Here is a 22,074-nt window from a genome sequence, read left to right as displayed (position 1 = left end):
GTAATTAACTAGTTTCCATCCGGAAACTCCGGATGAGAAACTATTTATTTACGGATCGGAAAGGAGGGATTTTTCGTCCTGGCAAGGAAATCAAGGGATTGCGCGGAGGCGTACTACTGTACGTCGCACAAGCGATCCCGTAGATTGACACCGCCAGGGGGGGAAAGAACCCTTTCCGGATGGAAACTAACTAGAGGTCTGGATGTCAGTCATTGGTTTGATCATGGTGCTGGGATTTAGTGGTATGGCGGCGCAAATCGTTCTGCTGAGGGAATTGTTGACGGTTTTTTCAGGGAACGAACTCCTTATGGGGATTTATATTGCGCTGTGGGTCGCGGGAGAAGCCTTTGGCGCGGTCACTGCCGAACGATCAAAGCGATTGCCGATCGCGCCCGTGTTAGGGTTTGCCAAAGCACAGTTTGCGTTTGTTGTTCTCTTTCCAATGGCAATTCTGTTTGCTAGGGTGTGGAAGCCCTTTTTGGGGATTCCGGTCGAAGTATCTTCGGATATTTGGCAGTTATTGGCTGTTTCCGCAGCCGTGCTCCTTCCTGTTTCCGCAGCTCATGGATTCCTCTTTATATCGGCATGCAAAATTGTGGATATCACAAAGCCCAACCGCGGCCATGCGGTAGGCCTTACCTACTCCTGGGAGACCGTTGGCTCCATAATTGGGGGTATTCTGACCAGTTTTGTTCTCGTGACCCGTCTGAACAGCTTGGAAATTGCACTCTTGCTTGCCGTAATAAACTCTATTGCCTGCAGTTTTCTTCTTACCGCATGCCAGAGTTCTTGGTTGAGGGTGGCTGTGCTGTTATCGAGTCTTTTATCGATATCAATGTTATTTGCCGGTATTGGTGAACTGGTCCATAAAAATAGCATTGCTTGGCAATGGCAAGGAAAGAAGGTCGTCAGTTATAGAAATTCACCTTACCAGAATATCGTTGTTGTCGAGTCCGACGGTCAGCATACACTCTTCACTGACGGTTTGCCCCAGATTACGCTACCGGTGCCGGATATCGAATATGTTGAAGAGCTGGCGCACCTACCGTTGCTTATGCACCAAAATCCTCGTGATCTGTTGGTCATCGGCGGCGGAGCTGGCGGGCTCATATCCGAGATGTTGAAGCACCCCTCGGTCAGAAGCATTGATTATCTGGAACCAGATCCGCTGTTTCTGAAGAGCATCCTGGAGCTTCCGGAAGATATCTCCAAACGAGAGCTTTTAAACTCAAAAGTTAAGCTGATTATTGATGATGGCAGAGTCTACCTTGGGCAAACAGGTAAGAGATACGACGTCGCAATGATAAACATGCCACTCCCTGAGACTCTCCAGTCGAACAGGTTCTTTACGCGCCAGTTTTTCTCACGGTTGAAATCCGTGCTCAGGGACGGGGGAATGCTGGTAGTCCCGTGCCAGGGTTCACAAACTTATTATAACGATGAATTGAGATCACTTAATACCTGCCTTTTAGCCACCCTTAAAGCTGTGTTTGCCGGAGTAATCGTTGTCCCGGGAGACAGGAATATTTTGTTAGCTGGGGAAACGGTTTTTCCTTATCCCGATGCGGAATTGATGTCCAAACGCCAAGTAGAGAGACGGGTTGAAACCAGACTGCTCACGCCTGAGCACCTTTCTTCCCGATTGGCTGAAGAGGAGCGTGAAATCGTTTCCAGGGAATTAGCCAAGCCGGGATCGTCAATCGTCAATCAAGATTTTTCACCGGATTTGATGTACTTGAATCTTGCTTACAAATCATTGGTGCATACGAGATCGTTTTCGACTGTCTTGGGATTTGCGAGAGGGCTACATGGTGTCTGGCTGATAGGGCTGCTCACATCGGCGCTGTTAGTGGCGTTGTGTGTCCGCAATTCCCGTAAAGCCGCAATTACTCTTGCCGTTGCCGGGACCGGAATGTCGTCGATGCTGGGCGAATTGCTGTTGATGACACTGTTCCAGGTGTATTACGGCAACCTCTTTCACCTTGTCGGGATGCTGCTTGCCCTGTTTATGGCAGGGATTGCAGCAGGGAGTTATCTTGCCACTACCAAGACAGTTGGAAAATATTCAGACATCCGAATTGTGTTGGTATTGGAGTCGGCAATGATCGTAATGCTGCTCGGACTGGCATTTTTCCTGGTAGCTCTTGAACAGGGGGGCTTTGAGCCGGTGCGTCTCCCTGCATTGCTTGGGGCTGTTGTCCTTACAGGGGTGTTGACCGGAATTACATATCCTGTAGCAAGCAGGCTCTACCAAAATCTGGAAAAACCGCATATCACAACTGCAGGCACTGAAAGAATAAAGGGCGCGGGTGTCATGTATGCAGCCGATCTGTTGGGGGGGTGCGTCGGGGGTGTTCTTGGTGGGATCATTCTGCTTCCTGCCCTTGGGATGAAAGGGGCATTTATTGCTTTGGCATTAATTAAGGTAGCTACCGCCATATTGTTTGTCAAAACCTTGGGGACGGGATCGGTGCGCGGGGCGTGCGAATATTGACATTCAATTTCAATTTGGTATAATTATTTTAGAAAAATGCCGAAAAAAGGAGGTGTTAGCTCATGAGGCGCCATATGGAAGAAAGAAAAGAGACCGAAGCCAAAGGTCTGACCCATGGGCATGGCAAAAGAACCGATGTACCGGTAAAAAGGGAGTTGTCCCTTGAGAGGAAAGGCGGGGGGATTTGGTCAACGCTTGACGAGATGGAAAGATGGATGGAAGAGAGCATGCATCGCCCATTCCTGTTTGATTACGGATTCCGACCAATTAGCAGGTTGTTGCATGATCTCAGAGGTGAGGGCGAGATGACTCCTTCTGTGGATGTTTACACGGCTGGCAACGAGGTAGTTTTGAAAGCCGAGTTGCCGGGGATGAACAGGGAGGACATAAGCGTAAGGCTCGTTGATAACAACCTGACCATATCCGGCGAGAAGAAGACTGAAGAACGGGTCGAAAGGAAGGACTACCTGAGACTCGAACGTTCGTACGGGTCGTTCTTGAGAACCCTTCATTTGCCGGAAGGGTGCGTAACTGACAAGCTCACAGCATCCTATAAAGACGGAGTGCTTGAAATCAGGGTGCCTAGAGAAGTTAGGAACGAAGCGAAAACCATAACTATTGAGTAAAATGTGATGAAGACCGGACTGCTCCTCGACCGGAGGGACAGTCCATTTTTATGCCCTAACTTGCCAATTTTGAATCTCTGCTTATACTAACGTCAATAGAAGTTGGATTTATGAATGGCAGGCTCTTTTTTTGGGGTGGCCCCTGGTCGCTTGTTTATGTCGGAGAGCCGGCAATTTAGCGAGGAGGAAGAGGATGATTATCGGAAAACTGCCATTCAAGGCAGACATGCTGCGTGAATTGAATAAGATTGCTGCCAAAAAGGGGATCAAGGCCGGGACGGTCCAGGTAATGGGGTCATTGAAACGGGCCAGGCTATCATTTTACGATCAGAAGATTCGAGCATATCGGGAGCTGGATTTTGATGCTCCCCACGAAATAGTTGCCAGTTCCGGAAACATATCTCTTCGAGATGACAAGCCGTTTGTGCATCTGCATCTTGCCGTATCCGGGAATGCCGGCATTGTTGTGGGTGGCCACTGCCTGCAGGGGTGCAGTGTTTTTGCCGTAGAATTCACGATTATCCCCTTTGCGGGTGAACCGCCTCGAAGGGTTGTTGATAACGATACCGGTTTGCTGTTATGGGAAAAGGCGCTTTACGAAGGGTAATCGCCGGCTTTGACTTGACTGGACAGCTTGGGCTATAATCCTTGACATGAAGCGAAGGGATTTTCTCAAGTTGCTACTCTGTTCATCTCTTGCCATGAAGGCGGAGGCAAGGGAAATAATTAATAAAGGGGTTCTCCTGAAGAAGGAGGCCCGTTATTATCAGAAAAATGCCGGCAATTCTGTCGGTTGCCGGCTTTGTCCACGTCAATGCGATATCCCGGCAGGAAGCACTGGCTTCTGCCGGGCGCGGCGCAACACCGGCGGTACCCTTTATTCCCTCGGATACGCAGCTCCCTGCGCCATTCATGTCGATCCTATTGAAAAAAAACCGTTCTTTAATTACCTTCCCCAAAGCCGTTCCTTTTCCATTGCCAGCGCTGGGTGCAACCTGCGCTGCAAGTTTTGCCAGAACTGGGACATCTCCCAGGCCTCCCCTGCGGAAACCATGAATTATGCCATGCAGCCGGCTGATCTGGTTATGACTGCCCTGAATAAAGGTTGCCGCAGCATTGCCTTCACCTACACGGAACCATCAACATATTTTGAATACATGCTGGATACCGCGAAGATTGCCCGTTCTAAAGGGCTGTTGAATGTATATCATTCGAACGGATATATAAGGCAGGAGCCGCTCCGGGAGCTATGCACCGTTCTTGATGCAGCAAACATCGATCTGAAAGGCTTTACTCCCGAATACTACCGCTCTATGTGCGAGGCTGATCTCGAACCGGTTCTGGAAACCCTGAAGACGCTGAAAAAATCCGGTGTGTGGCTGGAATTGACCAACCTTGTCATACCCGGCCAAAACGATGACCTGGTGACTATTCGCAGAATGGCCGACTGGATACGGCAAAACCTCGGCGCTGAGACGCCGCTGCATTTTTCCAGGTTTTTCCCGTTGTACAAACTTACCCACATCACGCCAACCCCTGTGTCGACCTTGGAAAAGGCTCGGGAAACTGCCCGTAAGGCCGGCCTCAAATACGTGTACATCGGCAATCTCCCCGGACATGCGGGGAATAACACCTACTGTCCCAAATGTGCGAAACTGGTGGTCAAAAGGTCAGGGTTCAGTGTTTTGGAGAAACATCTGGCTGGGAGCGCCTGCGCATACTGCGGATATAAGCTTCATGGGAGATGGGGATGAATGGTTTGTTCGGGAAAATCGGCCGATTCCTGAAGCCTGTGGTGTTTTGCTGTACCCTCTTCATGTCGTGCGGTTGCAGCGCCGAGATCAAGGAGCCTGCCGTGGCAGGCGCCTTCTATCCGGGAGACAAGGCTATTCTGCAAAAGACCGTTGACGGTTTCATGGCTTCTGCCGGAAAGCAGGAGGCTCAAGGCCGGTTGCTCACTTTGCTGGCCCCCCACGCCGGCTATCAGTTTTCCGGTGCCGTGGCAGCTAACTCTTATGCTCAGCTTAAAGGCAGCGGCGTAACCACGGTTATCCTGCTGGGGCCAAGCCACTACACCCACCTGAACGGTGCGGCTGTTTATGCAAAAGGATCGTTTCGGACGCCTCTCGGGCTTGTTGCGGTAAATGAAAAGATCGCCGCGCAACTGCTTGACAAAAAATCTGGAGTTGTTTTTGACCGGAATCCTTTTGCCAGGGAACATTCTCTGGAAGTGCAACTCCCTTTTATCCAGCGTGTGCTTCCCGCCGCTTCAATAGTGCCTGTAATTGTGGGTGCCCCCACCAGGGAATCATATCAATCGCTTGCCGAGAGCCTTGCCAAGGCACTCAAGGACCCCAAGACAGTATTAATTGTGAGCTCTGACCTGTCGCATTACCATGACCGGGAAACTGCCGGTCAAATGGACAGGACCGTGATCGATGCCGTGGAAAGGTTATCTGTGAACGACCTTGAGGGGTTGCTTTCCAATGGTAACGGAGAGGCTTGCGGTGGCTATCCGCTTATTTATGCCCTGGCAGCAGTTCGTAGCCTGGGTGCTACCAACGGCCAGCTCTATCGCTATGCGGACTCCGGCGATGTCACCGGTGATAATAAGAAAGTAGTGGGTTATGCGGCGATGGGGATATACCGCTCCTCACTCGCCTTGGCCGAAAAACGGGAGTTGGTCGCGTTGGCAAGGCGTTCACTGGATAGTCATGTCAATAAGAAGCCATTTGTCGAGACGCCACCTTCTACAATCAGACTCAAGGCTGATGGAGCAAGTTTCGTGACGATCAATGATAAATCCGGCAATTTACGTGGCTGCATCGGCAATATCATTCCGATGATGCCCCTGGCGCGATCCGTTGTCATGAACGCGCGATCCGCGGCCAGCCATGATCCGAGATTCCCGCCGGTAAGACCTGAAGAGCTGCCGGGATTACATCTGGAAGTAACGGTTCTTTCTCCTCTGGAAGTGATATCTGACATCGGGGCTGTAACTATAGGCACCCATGGACTCTATCTTGAGAAAGGGGGGAAGAGTGCGGTGTTTCTCCCCCAGGTGCCGGTGGAGCAGGGGTGGAATCGTGCGGTTTACCTTGAACAGTTGTCTCTTAAGGCCGGTCTTCCGGCAGATGGCTGGAAAAGGGCAAAGCTTTCCAGATTCACAGCCGAGGTGGTCAAGGAGTAGTTCTGCTTGTTTTCAGCCTTTCAATCTTGTAGCATATCTGAATTCTGCATTCGGAAGGATTGATACTTCTATGCGCTCCAACCAATTTTCCCTGGTCAACAACATTGGCAACACCCCACTGATCGAATTACATTCACTGGCCCCCTCTGCAAATGTCAGAATTCTCGCCAAGCTTGAGGGGAACAACCCTGGAGGGTCGGTCAAGGACCGGCCTGCTCTTTATATGCTCACCAAGGCCGAAGAGTCCGGAGAGTTGACGAAACAAAAGACGATCCTGGAGCCAACCTCGGGAAATACCGGGATTGCCCTGGCCATGCTCGGAACGGCAAAAGGCTACCGGGTGAAACTGGTCATGCCTGCCTGTGTCAGCATGGAGCGCCGGAGTGTGCTTGAGGCGTTTGGCGCTGAAGTGGTTCTTTCTCCTCATGATGAAGCGACCGATGGCGCAATAAGGCTTGCTCACAGGATTCTGGAAGAGGATCCGGAACGGTATTATATGCCGAACCAATACGCAAACCCGAACAATATCCTGGCGCATTACGAGACTACCGGTCCGGAGATCATGCGCCAGACCGGCGGCAAAATAGATGCTTTTGTTGCCGGGATGGGGACCAGCGGCACATTAATGGGGATAAGCCGCTACTTCAGGGAGAATAAGCCCGGAACAAGAATAGTTGGTGTCGAGCCAAGACTTGGTCACAGGGTGCAGGGGTTGAAGAACATGAAGGAGGCGATTGTGCCCGAGATATACAGCGAGGGTGCGCTTGATCTTAAGCTGACTGTGCAGGACGAGGATGCATTTGCCATGGCCCGCGAACTGGCCACGCGCGAGGGGCTTTTTGTCGGCATGTCCAGTGGTGCCGCAGTTGCCGGGGCCTTGGCGGTTGCCAGGGATATGGAGGCCGGGACGATTGTCACTCTTTTACCGGATCGCGGAGACCGGTATCTCAGCACTTCTCTGTTCCGCTCGGTTTGCGGTTCGTGCCCTCCATAAGCGCTTTAATGTGGGTGTGTATGAACTTAAGGTGCTCTCCCACGCAGGTCAAAAGAAAAAAGCCGCCTCGGTAACGAAGCGGCTTTTTCTATTGTCGGTAAAGTTACTTTGCTGCAGGGGCCGCAGCCGGAGCTTCTTCCTTCTTGACTTCTTTTTTGACTTTTTTGGCTTTCTTGGCCTTCTTCGGGGCCGCTTTTTTCTCAGCCGGCTTGTCGATCGGCGGATGTCCCGGAGGCATGCCTGCCGGTGCAGCGGCAGGCTCGGCTGCACAGACGATGCCGGCGAAGGATACGGCCACTAGAGCTGATACTACGACAGAAAGCATTTTTTTCATTTGAAACTCCTTGAGTTGGGTTGCGACTAACTTTATCAAATAATTTTCTGAAGGCAATATGGCTCGACTCTTTAACTTGCCATCATAAGATTGAATCTGTTATAACCATTCAATATGTAGGGATTAACGAAACACTTCATTAATTTCTTAAGAAATTTGGTTTGCTGACGATAGGTAGCAGTAAACAATGACCGGGAAAGGAGGTAATACGCTCCGTGGATAACAGACAGTTCAGCAGAATGGATTTCAATGCCAGGGTTCTCGTCAGCCATGAAGGCAGTTCTTTTACAGGCACTGTCGAGAATTTGAGCCTGAAAGGGTTGTTCGTAAAGACCGATCAAAAAGTTCCGCTTGATGAAACGGTTGGGATAGTTCTCTCTTTCGCCGGCAGTAACGGCAATCTCTCTTTAAGTCTTGAGGGGAAGGTGGTGCGTGTTGCCGACGATGGCATTGGGCTCAACTTCAAAAAGATCTCCGTCGATTTCCTTGAGCAGACACTCGGCAACGATTCGGAGTGTGCCGGTGAAGCCTGCCGGATGAGAAACGAACTCTGCCAGGCCGCTGTTTGAAAGCAGTTTATTGCTGATGGGCGCCGGGTGTTTCCGGTCTTTTTTGCCCCTTAGCCAGTTCTTTCAATCGGTTAAGGTCATAAACGATTACTTTGTTGCCCTCTACCTCCATGACCCCTTCTTCGCGGAATTTTCTGAGACTTCGGGAGAGTGTTTCACTGACGGTTCCCAGCCGCGATGCCAGTTCCCCCTTTTTCATCTCCAACTCCAAGTAAGTCTTGCCCTGGAAACTTGTTGATTTTCTTTCGATCAGTTCACATAAATAGGCGGCAAGCCGGTTAGGCACTTCGGCAAAGGAAAGTTCCTCAATCTGCCGGGCAAAGCGTCGCAGCAACAATGACAGTGACACGATGAGATTGAGGGCAAACTGCGGATCGCGTTCCAGTAACCCCATGAAACCTTCCCTTGGGAAAAACAGCGTCTCTCCCTTCTCGATCCCCCTTGCTTCGGCAGGGTAGCGCCCATCGCCGAAGAAGGCGGCCTCAGCGAACGTCTCGCCGGGATGCACGAAGTGAAGAACCTTTTCTCGCCCGTCCGGCGAGATCTTGCAGAGTTTCATCCCTCCCGACGCCAGAAGATAGAAGCCGTTGGCCGTATCCCCCTCAGAAAAGAGAGTTTCCCCCCGCCCGAAACTGCGCCTGCTGGAAATCGCCGCTACGTCGGACAGATGCTCTTCGGACAGGCCGGAAAAGAGCATTGATTTTTTTAGAATTTGCACGGTATCCATGTAATCCATCCGATTATTGATTTGAACATTGGCTGATTATTTTGCGATGAGTGTACACGATTTCAGCAAGAGGTAAAGGCTCTCAGCCGCAATCAGTGCTCTTGAATGATGCATTTCCATGGATAATTTGCTATAGTTCCGCTCTGACTGAAAATGCGGCAGCACCGATTTGCCCGCCAAGGAGCACAGATGGAACTTTATGAGCTTACTATCCACGAGTTGCATGAACTGTTGAAAAGCAGGAAGGCCTCTGCTGTTGAGGCCGTCAAAGGGTGCCTCGACCGAATTAAGACGACGGATGCGAAGGTCAACTCTTTCATTACGATAACCGCAGAGGAAGCGCTAAAGTCGGCTGAAGATGCCGACCGGCGGATCGCTACCGGCGATCTGCACGCATTGACCGGAATCCCGCTGGCGCTGAAGGACATTTTTGTCACCAGGGGCATCCGTACCACTTGTGCATCCAAGATGCTTGCCGACTATATTCCTCCTTACGATTCAACCTCATGGCTCAAGTTGAAGGAATGCGGTGCTGTGATGTTGGGTAAGCTTAACCAGGACGAATTTGCCATGGGTTCTTCCTGCGAGAACAGCGCTTTTGGACCGACAAAAAACCCTTGGAATCTTGAGTGCATCCCGGGGGGCTCTTCCGGCGGTTCTGCCGCAGCCGTTGCCGCACAACAGGCAACCGCAACCCTCGGTACAGATACCGGCGGGTCCATTCGCCAGCCGGCTTCACATTGCGGCTGCGTGGGGCTCAAGCCCACCTATGGCAGGGTGTCCCGTTACGGAGTCATTGCCTACGCCTCGTCTCTCGATCAGGTTGGCCCGCTTACCCGTGATGTTACGGATGCCGCCATCATGCTCGGTGCGATTGCCGGGCATGACCCGCTCGATTCAACCAGCGTGGAAATGCCGGTGCCTGATTACACGAAGGCCCTGCTCCCCGACGTGAAAGGGATGAAGATCGCTCTTCCCAAAGAATATTTTATCGAAGGACTCGACCCTGATGTCCAGAAAGTCATGGAGAACGCGATTGAGACCTACCGGAGGCTTGGAGCCGAGATCGTCGAAATAACGCTCCCTCACACTGACTACGCGGTTGCCTGCTATTATCTGATCGCAACGGCTGAGGCAAGCTCTAATCTGGCTCGGTACGAAGGGGTCAGGTTCGGTCACCGGGCAGCGGAGGCGAAAAACCTCTTGGAAATGTTCATGAAGACCCGTTCGGAAGGGTTTGGGCCAGAGGTTAAGCGCAGGATCATGCTCGGCACCTACGCCCTCTCGTCTGGCTATTATGATGCTTACTACCTGAAGGCGCAGAAGGTGCGGACCCTGATCATGCAAGATTTTCTCCAGGCGTTCGAGAACGTCGATGTGATCCTGACCCCGGTTGCTCCGACACCGGCATTCAGGATCGGGGAGAAGGTCAACGATCCCCTGCAGATGTACCTTTCCGACATATTCACCATTCCGGTAAACCTGGCCGGAACGTGCGGTATAAGCGTCCCTGCCGGCATGAGCCGGGACGGTCTCCCGATCGGCCTGCAACTCGTCGGCCGCCCCTTCGGTGAGGAGGCCATAATCCACGCCGCCTACGCATTCGAGCAGGCAACTGAATGGTGCAAGCAGAAAACAAAACTGTAGAGGCACGTTTTATCGTGTCTTTTTGGGCGTTATTTGTGGCGCCTCTACGACGAATACCGGAGAATAACAGATGAAATACCAAGCGGTAATCGGACTCGAAGTCCACGTTCAGCTGAAAACCAATACCAAGATTTTCTGCGGTTGCTCCACGCAGTTCGGCGCATCTCCCAACTCCCAGACCTGCCCGGTCTGTCTCGGCCTTCCCGGCGCTCTGCCGGTGCTCAACAAAAAGGTGGTTGAATACGCCATCAAGGCCGGCTTGGCGACCAACTGCGCCATCTCGCCACGGAGCATCTTCGCGAGGAAGAACTACTTCTACCCCGATCTCCCCAAGGGTTACCAGATCAGCCAGTACGAACTCCCAATCTGCGTAAAGGGACACCTGGACATAGACGCCGATTTGGGCGCCAAGAGAATCGGCATTACCCGCATCCATATGGAAGAGGACGCCGGCAAACTGGTGCACTCCGACATCCCCGGCCTCGGCAGCGGTTCCGGCGTTGATCTTAACCGCGCCTGCACCCCTTTGCTGGAAATCGTTTCCGAACCGGACATCAGAACTGCCGACGAAGCAGTTGCCTACCTGAAAAAACTCCACCAGATCGTGGTGTATCTCGGGATTTGCGACGGCAACATGGAGGAGGGGAGTTTTCGTTGCGATGCCAACGTTTCCGTGATGCGCATCGGTTCGGACCGGTTCGGGACCAGGACCGAGACCAAGAACGTCAACTCGTTCCGGTTCGTCAAGCAGGCGATTGAATACGAGATCGAGCGCCAGATCGAATTGATCGAGGATGGCGGCAAGGTAGTGCAGGAGACCCGGCTGTTCGACCCCAACACGGGCGAAACCCGCTCCATGAGAGGCAAGGAGGAGGCGCACGACTACCGCTACTTCCCTGATCCGGATCTGGTGCCGCTGGTGATCTCCAACGATTGGGTGGAGGATACGAGGCTTTCGCTTCCGGAACTGCCTGAGGCAAAGCTATTGCGCTACCAGTCAGAGATGGGGCTGACTCCCTATGATGCCGAAGTTCTTACCGCAGTCCGTGAACTTGCCGAATACTTCGAGGCGTGTCTTGCCGCAGGTTCGCAACCCAAAATGGCCGCCAACTGGATCATGGGAGAGGTGACCCGGGGACTGAACGATAACGGCCTGGAGATCATTGCCTGCCCGGTGACACCGAAACAACTGGCCGCGCTCCTGGCGCTCATCGAAAAGGGGACTATCTCCGGCAAGATCGCCAAGACGGTCTTTGACGAGATGTGGCAGAACGGCGGCGAGCCGGCGAAGATCGTCGAGGAGAAGGGGCTTGTTCAGGTCTCTGACACCGGCGAGATCGAAAAGATCATCGACGAGATCATGGCTGCCAACATGGGTCAGGTGGAAGAGTACCGGGGCGGCAAGGACAAGGTGTTCGGCTTCTTTGTCGGCCAGGTCATGCGGGCCTCAAAGGGTAAGGCCAACCCGGCGGTGGTGAACGATCTGCTGGTTAAGAAGCTGAAAGGATAGAGCAATGTCTTTCCGAACCATAGAATGGCGCGACGACAGGGTAATAATGATAGATCAGACCCGTCTCCCCTCCGAAGAGGTGTACAACGAGTACTCGGATTTTCAGGGGGTTGCCGAAGCGATCCGCGGGATGATAATCCGCGGTGCGCCGGCAATCGGCGTTGCCGCTGCCATGGGGGTTGCGCTGGGGGCAAGGGATATTATCGCCGACACCCACGAGTCGTTCTTTCGCCAGCTTTCCAATGTCTGCGATGTCATCGCCAGGACAAGACCAACGGCAGTCAATCTCTTCTGGGCAATTGAAAGGATGAAGCGGGTTGCCGAAGCGCATCGCGATAGAGATATCAACTCGATCAGGGCGATCCTGAAGGCTGAGGCGATTGCCGTTGAAAGCGAAGACCTGCAGATTTGTAAGGCCATTGGCGCCAACGGCGCACCACTGATCAAGGCCGGTGCCACAGTCCTTACCCACTGCAACGCTGGCGGACTTGCTACCGCGGGGTACGGTACGGCACTGGGCGTAATCAGGGCTGCGCACGAGGCCGGTAAGAAGATCAAGGTTATTGCGGACGAAACCCGCCCCTGGTTGCAGGGGGCTCGGCTTACGGCATGGGAATTGATGAAGGACGGCATACCGGTAACGCTCATCTCCGACAATATGGCTGGCTGGCTCATGCAGCAAGGGGAGATTGATTGCTGCGTGGTGGGGGCGGACCGGATCGCGGCAAATGGTGACACCGCAAACAAGATCGGCACCTACAGCGTGGCGGTTCTGGCAAAAGAACACAGGATTCCTTTTTATGTAGCTGCCCCGATTTCGACTCTTGATCTAACGCTTGACTGCGGAGAAAAAATACCGATCGAGGAGCGGCCCATAACGGAAGTAACGCAGATTAAAGGGGTACAGATCGCTCCCGAAGGGGTTAAGGTACAAAACCCTGCTTTCGATGTGACGCCGGCTCGGTATGTTACCGCAATCATAACGGAAAAGGGTGTGGCGCATGGTGATTACACGGGATCTCTCGCTGCTCTGGCAAAGGGATGAGCCCGGTAGCCGATTTTATTGCCAGGCTTTCCGAAGTGCTGCAGGAGCCTGTTTCGCCTGAGTCGGACCAGCTCCTGACCGAGGTGCTGGAGTCACGCGGATTCGTATTCGCCGCCAGGTCGGCAGCGAACTTGCGCCTATTGTCCGAAATCTTCTCTGTTGACGTGCTGGTCGCCATTACTGTGCAATCTCTGGCTACCTCTCTTCCTGATATGGCTCTGAACGGGCTGGAGCGGGTTTCCGCCGTTGTCCCCCATGACCAGCTGCAGTCGGTCTGTTCCGTAAAAACCAGGCTCAACCAGCTTTTGGTCATCTGTGGTGCCTCTCCATTCCTTACCAATATCCTCTGTCGCGACCCTTCGTATTTCAGGGAACTCTTCATCGAAAGGCGAATTGACCGTTCCCGGCAGCCCGGGGAACTCCTTGACGCTCTTAAAGGGTTTGTGGCGGAACCCGCGGATTACCCTGCCCTTTTGCCTATTCTCCGACGTTTCAAGTATGCGGAGATTTTGCGGATAGCCGCAAGAGACCTTGCAGGGTTGGCTCCTTTGGAAGAAGTGACCATGGAGTTGACTCTGCTGGCAGAGGCTACCCTCAATACTGCGCACGATGTTGCCCGAAGAGCCCTTGTTGCGGAGCATGGCGAGCCGTTGATGGAAACCGGGCAGGGGCTGGAGCCCGCGGAACTAACAATTCTCGGGATGGGAAAGTTTGGCGGCCAGGAGTTGAATTTCTCATCCGATATAGACATTATCTGTCTCTACTCATCGGACAAAGGTGAAACTTGCGGAGTTGTCGACGATAGTGGGGTAAAGTGTGGCATAATTTCGCTGCATGCTTTTTTTGTGAAACTCTCCGAGATGATTGCCAAGGCCATTTCTCACGTGACCGACGACGGGTTCGTCTTTAGGGTCGATCTGGGGCTGCGGCCGGAGGGAAAGAGCGGCGACATGGCGATATCGCTTCGGTCTGCCGAGGTGTACTACGAACTGTGGGGGCAGTCGTGGGAGCGTTCGGCAATGCTGAAAGCGAGGCCGGTTGCCGGTTCCCTGGATCTGGGTGAAAAATTCCTCAGTGCCATTGAACCATTCATTTATCGCAAGTATCTCGATTACAACCTGATCGAGGATATGATGGGGATGAAAAAGAAGATTGATGCCTCACTTGCCCGCGAACGTGAAGGTGAATACAACATCAAGCTCGGCCGCGGTGGAATCCGGGAGATCGAATTCTTTATCCAGGCGCTTCAGCTTGTCTATGCAGGAAAAAACAAGATGTTGCGGGAGCGCAATTCGTTGAAGGCGCTTGGAGTGCTTAAGAACGCCCGGATCATAAGAGATGACGATCATTATGACCTGTGCGAGGCATACCGGTTTTTGCGGACTGTGGAGCACCGTATTCAGGTGGTTCAGGAGCGTCAGACCCACAGTTTGCCCCGCAAGGATGACGAGTATGGAGCACTGGCCAGAAGGTGCGGATTTCTTCGGTCAAACGGGGTCGAGCGGTTTCGTCAGACCCTTGAGGGCCACAGAAATAATGTCTCGGCGATTTACGGCGGGCTCTTCCTGGAGCGCGACCAGAAACTGCACGAAGAGGTCAGGCCCGATGTGTACACCTTCTTCGATCATCGCGCCGACTCCGATCTTATTAAAGACATGCTTGCGGAGCGCCGTTTCGAGAATGTTGACTCGGCATACAACAATCTGCTGATCCTGCGCGACGGCCCGATACGGGCCAACCTGACCGAGCGGGCGCGACGAATTCTCGAAAAGATTGCCCCACTGCTCCTTCAGGAGATATTTGCCTCTCCGGACCCGGATATGGCTCTGTCCAACCTCGAGCGGTTTCTTTCGGCAGTCGGTTCGCGGTCAACGTTTTATGCCTTGTTGGCAGAGAACCGGCAGGTGTTGAAGCTCCTGGTGTCAATGTTTGGCGTGTCGGAGTTCCTATCTAAGATCTTCATCGGCCACCCGGAAATTCTCGACAGCATGGTGGCAAAGACCTATGCTGCTGCCCTCAAAGAGCCCGACTTCATGAAGGAGGAACTTGCGGCGCTCCTGAACAAGGCTTCTGACCTCGAAGAGCAACTTGACGTCCTCAGGATATACCGCCACGAGGAATTTCTCCGGATTGGGATGAATGACATCTACGGCAAGTTTGGCCAGACTGAGATTGCCACTCAGTTGACGAGCCTTGCCGAGGTTTGCCTGGCCGCAGCCTTCAATCTAGCCAGGACAGAACTCTCCCGTTTCGGCACTCCGACGTTTACCGACCTCTCCGGAGAGGTAAAACCTGCCTCGTTTGCCATTCTGGCCATGGGTAAGATGGGTGGCGGAGAGCTCAATTACCATTCTGATCTGGACATTATCTACATCTTTGATCATCAGGGATTTACCGATGGCGAAAAACAGATAAGCAATCATGAATATTTCGCCAAGCTGGGGCAGAAGATCATCATGATTCTTACCACTCAGACCAGGGAAGGGTATGTATATAAGATCGATACCCGTCTCAGGCCGTCCGGCAACGCCGGTCCGCTGGTGACCTCTCTGGATTCTTTTCGGGAGTATCATCGCCGGGAGGCGCAGGTCTGGGAGCGTCAAGCCTTGACAAAAGCGAGGGTAGTGCTCGGCGAAGAACTGCTGGCGGAGTCGATAGAAGAAGTGGTGCGGCAATCGGTTTACGGAAGCGGTATCGATGAGTCGGTCCGCCCAGAGATCCATCGCCTCAGGATGCGGATGGAAAACGAGATTGCCCGGGAGAGTGCCGGAAACTACAACATCAAGACCGGCCGGGGCGGTATGGTGGATGTGGAGTTTATTGTCCAATACCTGCAGTTGAGTCACGGTCACGGGTTGCCGGAAATTCGCAATACCAACACCCTGGTCTCTCTCAAGGCATTGCGGGCGGACGGGGTATTATCCCAAGAAGACGGTGATGCCCTGATAAATGGGTATAAATTCCTCCGTCGTCTTGAAAACAGGCTCCGGATAATCCACGATTATTCGATGAATGATCTCGGTGGGTCAAAAAGCTACCTGAATAAGCTCGCCCTGCGTCTTGGCTATGACCCGAAGCTCAAAAATCCGGGAACTGTCTTAATGCAGGAGTACGAACAGGTGACCGACACGGTCCGTGAAGTTTACCACCGGATCCTGGGGGGTGGGGGATGAGCGGGAAAAACCTTTATCTGCTCGGTTTGCAGGAACCAGCAAATCGCCAGCCCGACATATTGGAGTCGATCCACGCCCTTGAAGCCGAAATTGACCGCGGAGAAGCGGTTTACACCCCCGAGGAACTTTTCCGGCTGGAGCGGAAGCTCAGCGACTGCAAAGAGTTCCTCCGGGCCATGACCCAGGGATGACCAGCCTTCTCCTTGATATTTACGAGCGGCTCTACCGTCGATTCGGCCCCTGCCGCTGGTGGCCGGCTGATACCCCTTTCGAGGTCTGCGTCGGGGCAATCCTTACCCAAAACACCAATTGGGCAAATGTTGAAAAGGCTCTGGCGAATCTGAAACAGGAAGATCTCCTGACACCCGAAGGTATCCGGGCGTTGCCGCAGGATCGCCTTTCTGAGCTGATTCGCCCAGCCGGTTTTTTAAATGTCAAAACCAAGAGGTTGAAGTGCTTTGTTGACTGGCTCTGGGAAAGGTACGCCGGTCGCCTCGACCTGATGTCTGCCGAACCGCTGGCTTCCACTCGCGATGAACTGCTGGCCGTACATGGTATCGGCCGCGAAACATGTGACTCAATTCTGCTTTATGCCGGGAATTATCCGACCTTTGTCGTCGATGCCTACACCGGCAGGCTTTTCACGCGTCTCGGGATTATTGGGGAAGGTTCGGGTTACGAGGAGATCCGCACGTTATTCATGTCGCGGCTGGAGAGTGACCCTGCCCTTTACAATGAATACCACGCGCTTATTGTGATGCAGTGCAAGGAGTATTGCCGGAAAAGGCCATTCTGCAGTGCCTGTGTTTTACAGGAGATATGTAATTTCCCGGGTAATTGAATTGCAGAGGATTGCAGTGGGTGGTGCTAGTGTGTTACCTGCTGAAGGGTTATGACACGGTTTCTACCTTCGGATTTTGCCCGATACAACCCTTCGTCGGCTATTCTAATCAGGTCGTCAACTGAATCGAGACCAGGCATCGGGAAGGTGGCCACTCCGATACTGATCGTAATCTTCAGACTCTGAAGCTTGTTGGAAAAACTGGACTGCTGGGTGGCGGCACGGATTCTCTCCGCAACCGTAATCGCTTCGTCGAGGGGTGTTTCAGGAAGAATGGCGACAAACTCTTCTCCTCCGTAACGTGCAGCAACATCATAAGTACGAAGGTATTTCCTGATAACATTGGCAACATTGACCAGGACCACGTCTCCCAGCTGATGCCCGTAGGTATCGTTAACCTTTTTAAAATGATCGATGTCAATAAGTAGAATCGAAATAGGCGAGCCTTTACGTGCGGTTCGCTGAATCTCCCGGTCAAGCACCTCCATCATGTATCGGCGATTGAACAGTTGCGTGAGCGGATCTGTGTTGGAAAGCTCCTTGAGCATTTCGTTGGAGCGCTTGAGTTCGTCCTGCAGCAGTTTGAGTTTTAACTGCACTTTAACCCGAGCCACCAGTTCTCCTGGGTCGAACGGCTTTGTTACATAGTCGCTTGCTCCCTGCTCCAGCCCCTTTATCTTCAGTTCACGGGTCTCCCGCGCCGTAAGTATGATAACCGGGATGCTTTTCAGGTCATCACGCGATCTTACCATCGTGATGAACTTGAAGCCGTCCATCCGTGGCATTTCAAGGTCACATAGGATCAGATCTATGGTCGGGTTGTCGATAAGGATCTTGAAACCTTCGAGACCGTCACGGGCTTCAAGATATTGATCGCAGAACGACACGGATTGAAGGGTATGTATAATCTGCTCCCGCACCTTGTCGGAATCATCTATTATCAGCATGTTCACTGACATTGGCTGTTTTGGGGTCCCCTCTCAAAAGCTACATCAAGAAAATTCATCACGATTTCCGCGGTCATCCCCCAGATATCGTCGCCATTGTAACTGTAAAAGTATACCGGATAGTTTCTCCCTTGCCAGCCCCATTCTTCTATTCTGAAGAAAAAAGGGTTCAACAGGTGTTTTATCGGCACATCAATTATCTTATCGATCTCCGAACTGTTTAACTTTAATTGAAATTTGTCTGAAATAAAGCCAATGAACGGGGTCACATTATAGTGGTGAATCGAATAAACATCGTCTAGGGGGCCGAGAATATCCACTTGCGCCGGCTCAATGCCGATCTCTTCCCAGGTCTCGCGAAGTGCCGCATCTCTTGGGTGCTCCTCTGGGTTGCATACACCGCCCGGAAACGATATCTCTCCGGCATGGTGGTTGAGATGTTCTGATCGTTTGGTGAATAGCAGGTGAAAATCCCCCTCCTTGAGAAAAACTGGGACCAGCACGGCAGCGGGGACTGGGCCGGGAGGAAGCACTTTTCGCAGTCGCGATGCGAGGGTGGAACGGATTCGACTGATAAAGATGTCAGAGTACCGGTTCGCGCGCAAGTCGCTTCAATTCGCCAATTGTGGCAGAGTAGTCAGTGCTGCCGAATACGGCACTGCCTGCTACGAAGACATCAGCACCGGCATGAGAGATCCTGGCAATGTTTTCGATCTTCACCCCACCATCCACTTCGAGTTCTGTTTCGAGCCCCTTTCGGTCAAGCATGCCGCGAAGGGTCTGAATCTTGGGGATGCAGGCATCTATAAACGACTGGCCGCCAAATCCGGGGTTTACGGTCATCAGAAGCACCAGGTCAAGGTCGTCAAGGACATAATCGAGGCATTGCAGCGGGGTTGCCGGGTTAAGAGAAACGCCGGCTTTTTTCCCCAGAGATTTGATCAATTGAACCGTCCGATTCAGGTGGTTGCAGGCCTCGGCATGCACTACGATTATGTCGGCGCCGGCTTTGGCGAAATCGGCAATATACCGGTCAGGGTCGGTAATCATCAGGTGAACGTCCAGCGGCTGATCAGTGACCGTGCGGACCGCTTCCACAATTAATGGGCCGATGGTAATGTTGGGGACAAAGTGACCATCCATGACGTCGATGTGGATGTAGTCTGCACCTGCTGTTGTTACCGCTTTCACTTCATCGCCGAGGCGGGAGAAATCCGCCGAAAGAATCGAAGGCGCAATCTTCTTCATGTTTTATTCCTGTCTCCTTAATCGAGCTGCAAAAAAACCGTCCATTCCATGCCGATGCGGCCATGGCCGAAAATGCCCGTTATTGCTGCACAGATCGGCATATTGGGGGAAAAGTATTCTGACATCTTCTAGCACAAAATTGTTATGCAGTGAAAGAAAATCATCCACTACCGACTCGTTTTCCAGGGGACTTGTAGAGCAGGTTGCATAGACCAAGACACCTCCCGGAACCACTGCTGATGCCGAATTGTTCAGGATACGGCGCTGCCGTTCTGAAAGCATGTCGATATCATCAGGGCTTTTCCACCATTTACCTTCCGGGTTTCTACGCAAAACTCCGAGGCCTGAACAGGGGGCATCCACCAGCACCTTTTGGAAGGAGTCCGTAATTGCTGCGGGCAAGGAATTCTCCGCATCCATAACCGCTGTCTTTACTATCGTTATTCCGAGGCGATCCGACAGAAGCTTCACCTGTTCCAGTCTGCGAGGACTGATGTCACAGGCTACCACTTCCCCGGAATCGTTCATAAGTTCGGCAATACATGTTGCCTTGCCGCCAGGCGCAGCACAGATATCCAGTACTCTGTCGCCGGGTGCCGGAGAAAGGATCAAGGCGGCAAGCTGCGATGCTTCATCCTGGATGGTGAAAAGCCCTTCACGGTAACTGTCGAGCATAGTCAACGGCGTGCGGGCAAGTATCTGGATGCCGAGAGGGGAGAATTGACAAGGCACTGAAGGCGTCTGCTCTGAGTTGAGCCGTTCGATCAACTGATCGCGAGTGCATTTAAGAGAGTTTGTTCTGACTGTAAGTGGTGGCGCTTCGCTCATAACCGTAGCGAGCAGGTCTGCTTCTTCCGGTCCGAGTTGGTCCAGCCAGATGCGTGCAATCCACGCCGGAACGGAGTGGCGGGCGGCAATCCAACCGGACGGGTCCGATTGCCTGTCAGGCCAGGTTATGGAGTCGCGCTTGCGGTCTGTTTCCCGGAGTACGGCATTGACAAAACCGGCGGCTTTCGGAGCAAGGATTTTGGCAAGGTTGACAGTTTCATTGACCGCGGCTGAGACGGGTACCCGGTCCAGAAACAGTAGTTGGTAAAGTCCGATCCGCAAAAGTATCAGGACGGAGCGTTCGATCCGGTCAATCCTCACGGTGGAAAAGCTGCTTATATAATGGTCAAGGGTTCCTTGGCGCCGAAGTACTCCGTACACGAGTTCCGTAAGCAGGCCCCGGTCCTGACCCTTAACAGCGCCGTGAGTCAGTTCCTGATTCAGAAGGATGTCGGCGTAGGAGCGCTCCCTGGCAATCCGGTTGAGAATCAGAAATGCTGCATGACGGGGATTGCCGGTAGCCAATGAATCTCCCTAAAGTTAATGCCTTGAAACGAAATGATCTGCTGCGAAGTGAAAAAGCGAGACCCCAAAGCAGTATCCGGCAGAGGGGCTCTCCAAATGTGAAGGTACAGCTGTTAAGAGTTTTTGTTGTCGTCAGAATCTTTGCGGGGCTTGATTTCGATCTCGTCTTTGCCTTCCGATGCCTTCTTGAAATTCCGGATACTCTTGCCCAAAGCGCCGCCGATCTCGGGGAGCCGTCCGGCACCGAAAATTACTATTACTATGACAAGTATTATTATCAGTTCCGGCATGCCAAATCCGAACATGTGGTTCTCCTCTCAGGGAAAATTAATGGTGTAGTATTGCACCCTCAGTTTGAAAAATCAAGCGAAACGGAGAGTTTTCGGCGCTGCATGCGTTACACTCTTATGAGAACCGTGATCGCGGGATAACACCTCGGAACTCTTATCCCTCAGCTACAGAAAGCGGTATGCCTGTTTGCCGCCGCGGACATATTTCCGGCATGTGCCGGCACTCATGAAGGGCAAGATGTAAAATTGAGGAACAGTCTGGAAATAGCGTAACAAAGTACGAGCCGAAGGCAAGGGCGGTGGTGCCTGATGAAGCTTAAAGAAGGGGTGAAAGGGGCGAGCCCATTGTTTATTGCTCATCCTGGTGTATGCTAATAAAACGGTGATATGTGATCATAACTCCGGAGAACGAAGTGGTCCGGCAACACAGAATGCGTTACCGGCGCCAAGGAGATACTATGACTCAAGTCAGGATCAATCCCCAGGCATTTTTCCCTATGCCGGTGGCACTACTCGGCGCACTGGTGGACGGGAAGGTTAATTTCATGACAGAGGCGTGGATCTGCCGCGCCAATTACGAACCGCCGCTCATTGCAGTGGCGGTGAACAAGGGGCACCACACCTCCCAGGGGATACTTGAGAACAGGGAATTCAGCCTCTGCTTCCCGGCGCAAGAGCTGCTGCTCAAGACCGATTACTGCGGTCTGGTTTCCGGTAAGGAGGTCGACAAGTCACAGCTTTTCGACGTCTTCTACGGTGACCTCCGGGCTGCTCCCCTGATCACCGACTGCCAGTTGAACTTCGCCTGCCGCCTGACCCACCAGGTGGAGTACGCCACCAACAACCTCTTCATCGGCGAGATCGTTGAAGTCTTTGCCCTGTCTGATCGAATGAATGGCACTCGTCCCGACTTCGAGGCTATGGATCTCTTCCTCCTCACCCTCCCTGACAACACCTACTGGGGCATGGGGCCGGCCATCGGCCGGGCCTGGATGGACGGGAAGGCGTTCGCCCCGGTTCCGGAGTGACCGCTTCGCGCGATCGCTGAAAACGTGTTCGCACTTGCGCATTTGATCTCTTAGTTCT

The 22,074-nt window shown here is 52.8% G+C and carries 21 protein-coding genes; 14 read left to right on the top strand and 7 right to left on the bottom strand.

Annotated elements, in window-relative coordinates; all coding sequences use genetic code 11:
• The first annotated feature begins 202 nt into the window (after positions 1–202).
• The 6 genes from OR1_RS07390 to OR1_RS07365 all read left to right on the top strand — a co-directional run bounded on the left by OR1_RS07390 (position 203) and on the right by OR1_RS07365 (position 7,304).
• The gene (locus OR1_RS07390) at positions 203–2,494 is read left to right on the top strand and encodes a fused MFS/spermidine synthase (protein ID WP_041970994.1); all 2,292 of its coding nucleotides are present in this window, start codon (positions 203–205) and stop codon (positions 2,492–2,494) included.
• A 74-nt stretch (positions 2,495–2,568) separates the two neighbouring features.
• Positions 2,569–3,120 carry an Hsp20/alpha crystallin family protein gene (locus OR1_RS07385; protein ID WP_082002859.1) on the top strand — a complete coding sequence of 184 codons (552 nt, stop codon included), beginning with the start codon at positions 2,569–2,571 and terminating at the stop codon, positions 3,118–3,120.
• A 193-nt stretch (positions 3,121–3,313) separates the two neighbouring features.
• Positions 3,314–3,727: a PPC domain-containing DNA-binding protein gene (locus tag OR1_RS07380; protein WP_041970993.1), complete on the top strand. Its 414-nt coding sequence runs from the start codon at positions 3,314–3,316 to the stop codon at positions 3,725–3,727.
• 46 nt (positions 3,728–3,773) lie between these two features.
• The gene (amrS, locus tag OR1_RS07375; protein WP_082002853.1) at positions 3,774–4,874 is read left to right on the top strand and encodes an AmmeMemoRadiSam system radical SAM enzyme; all 1,101 of its coding nucleotides are present in this window, start codon (positions 3,774–3,776) and stop codon (positions 4,872–4,874) included.
• Positions 4,871–6,310: an AmmeMemoRadiSam system protein B gene (amrB, locus tag OR1_RS20665; protein WP_052440314.1), complete on the top strand. Its 1,440-nt coding sequence runs from the start codon at positions 4,871–4,873 to the stop codon at positions 6,308–6,310. The genes amrS and amrB overlap by 4 nt, the downstream gene beginning before the upstream one ends.
• Positions 6,311–6,380: 70 nt before the next feature.
• Entirely contained in the window at positions 6,381–7,304 is a 924-nt protein-coding gene (locus OR1_RS07365; RefSeq protein ID WP_041970991.1) for a PLP-dependent cysteine synthase family protein, read from the top strand.
• 103 nt (positions 7,305–7,407) lie between these two features.
• Here OR1_RS07365 and OR1_RS07360 read toward each other — a convergent pair whose 3' ends face one another.
• Positions 7,408–7,638, bottom strand: coding sequence for a hypothetical protein (locus OR1_RS07360; RefSeq protein WP_041970990.1), 231 nt, complete (start codon positions 7,636–7,638; stop codon positions 7,408–7,410).
• A 215-nt stretch (positions 7,639–7,853) separates the two neighbouring features.
• Here OR1_RS07360 and OR1_RS07355 point away from each other — a divergent pair, with 215 nt between their 5' ends.
• Positions 7,854–8,207 (top strand): PilZ domain-containing protein, encoded by a 354-nt coding sequence (locus tag OR1_RS07355; protein WP_052440313.1) that lies wholly within the window; start codon positions 7,854–7,856, stop codon positions 8,205–8,207.
• Between the two features lie 7 nt (positions 8,208–8,214).
• On the opposite strand, the gene OR1_RS07350 is transcribed toward OR1_RS07355, so the two are convergent.
• On the bottom strand, positions 8,215–8,934 hold the full coding sequence (locus tag OR1_RS07350; RefSeq protein ID WP_041970989.1) for a Crp/Fnr family transcriptional regulator: 720 nt from the start codon (positions 8,932–8,934) through the stop codon (positions 8,215–8,217).
• A gap of 189 nt (positions 8,935–9,123) precedes the next feature.
• On the opposite strand from OR1_RS07350, the gene gatA reads away from it, so the two are divergent.
• From gatA to OR1_RS07320, 6 genes are all read left to right on the top strand, one after another.
• A complete protein-coding gene (gene gatA, locus OR1_RS07345; RefSeq protein ID WP_041970988.1) occupies positions 9,124–10,581 on the top strand; it encodes an Asp-tRNA(Asn)/Glu-tRNA(Gln) amidotransferase subunit GatA in 1,458 nt (485 codons plus the stop codon).
• Between the two features lie 70 nt (positions 10,582–10,651).
• Positions 10,652–12,091, top strand: a complete 1,440-nt coding sequence (gene gatB, locus OR1_RS07340) for an Asp-tRNA(Asn)/Glu-tRNA(Gln) amidotransferase subunit GatB (protein ID WP_041970987.1) — start codon at positions 10,652–10,654, stop codon at positions 12,089–12,091.
• A 4-nt stretch (positions 12,092–12,095) separates the two neighbouring features.
• Complete coding sequence (mtnA, locus tag OR1_RS07335) at positions 12,096–13,136, top strand: S-methyl-5-thioribose-1-phosphate isomerase (RefSeq protein ID WP_041970986.1); 1,041 nt, start codon at positions 12,096–12,098, stop codon at positions 13,134–13,136.
• Positions 13,133–16,309, top strand: coding sequence for a bifunctional [glutamate--ammonia ligase]-adenylyl-L-tyrosine phosphorylase/[glutamate--ammonia-ligase] adenylyltransferase (glnE, locus tag OR1_RS07330; protein WP_041970984.1), 3,177 nt, complete (start codon positions 13,133–13,135; stop codon positions 16,307–16,309). The genes mtnA and glnE overlap by 4 nt, the downstream gene beginning before the upstream one ends.
• Positions 16,306–16,500: a hypothetical protein gene (locus OR1_RS07325; RefSeq protein ID WP_041970982.1), complete on the top strand. Its 195-nt coding sequence runs from the start codon at positions 16,306–16,308 to the stop codon at positions 16,498–16,500. Before glnE ends, OR1_RS07325 begins: the two co-directional genes overlap by 4 nt.
• Positions 16,497–17,150, top strand: coding sequence for an endonuclease III domain-containing protein (locus tag OR1_RS07320; RefSeq protein ID WP_041970981.1), 654 nt, complete (start codon positions 16,497–16,499; stop codon positions 17,148–17,150). Before OR1_RS07325 ends, OR1_RS07320 begins: the two co-directional genes overlap by 4 nt.
• Before the next feature lie 26 nt (positions 17,151–17,176).
• On the opposite strand, the gene OR1_RS07315 is transcribed toward OR1_RS07320, so the two are convergent.
• The 5 genes from OR1_RS07315 to OR1_RS07295 all read right to left on the bottom strand — a co-directional run bounded on the left by OR1_RS07315 (position 17,177) and on the right by OR1_RS07295 (position 21,003).
• Positions 17,177–18,109, bottom strand: a complete 933-nt coding sequence (locus OR1_RS07315) for a diguanylate cyclase (RefSeq protein ID WP_041970980.1) — start codon at positions 18,107–18,109, stop codon at positions 17,177–17,179.
• On the bottom strand, positions 18,100–18,702 hold the full coding sequence (locus OR1_RS07310; protein ID WP_082002851.1) for a CoA pyrophosphatase: 603 nt from the start codon (positions 18,700–18,702) through the stop codon (positions 18,100–18,102). The genes OR1_RS07315 and OR1_RS07310 overlap by 10 nt, the downstream gene beginning before the upstream one ends.
• Positions 18,680–19,345, bottom strand: coding sequence for a ribulose-phosphate 3-epimerase (gene rpe, locus OR1_RS07305; protein WP_041970978.1), 666 nt, complete (start codon positions 19,343–19,345; stop codon positions 18,680–18,682). Before rpe ends, OR1_RS07310 begins: the two co-directional genes overlap by 23 nt.
• Positions 19,346–19,348: 3 nt before the next feature.
• A complete protein-coding gene (rsmB, locus tag OR1_RS07300; protein WP_041970977.1) occupies positions 19,349–20,698 on the bottom strand; it encodes a 16S rRNA (cytosine(967)-C(5))-methyltransferase RsmB in 1,350 nt (449 codons plus the stop codon).
• A 113-nt stretch (positions 20,699–20,811) separates the two neighbouring features.
• Positions 20,812–21,003 (bottom strand): twin-arginine translocase TatA/TatE family subunit, encoded by a 192-nt coding sequence (locus OR1_RS07295; protein WP_041970975.1) that lies wholly within the window; start codon positions 21,001–21,003, stop codon positions 20,812–20,814.
• A 443-nt stretch (positions 21,004–21,446) separates the two neighbouring features.
• Between OR1_RS07295 and OR1_RS07290 the strand changes: the two genes are divergently transcribed.
• Positions 21,447–22,016, top strand: coding sequence for a flavin reductase family protein (locus tag OR1_RS07290; protein WP_041970973.1), 570 nt, complete (start codon positions 21,447–21,449; stop codon positions 22,014–22,016).
• Positions 22,017–22,074: the final 58 nt, after the last annotated feature.

It is taken from the genome of Geobacter sp. OR-1 (assembly GCF_000813145.1).
In the GTDB taxonomy this organism is placed as follows: Bacteria; Desulfobacterota; Desulfuromonadia; order Geobacterales; family DSM-12255; genus Geoanaerobacter.
This window is presented reverse-complemented; position numbering and strand designations above follow the sequence as displayed.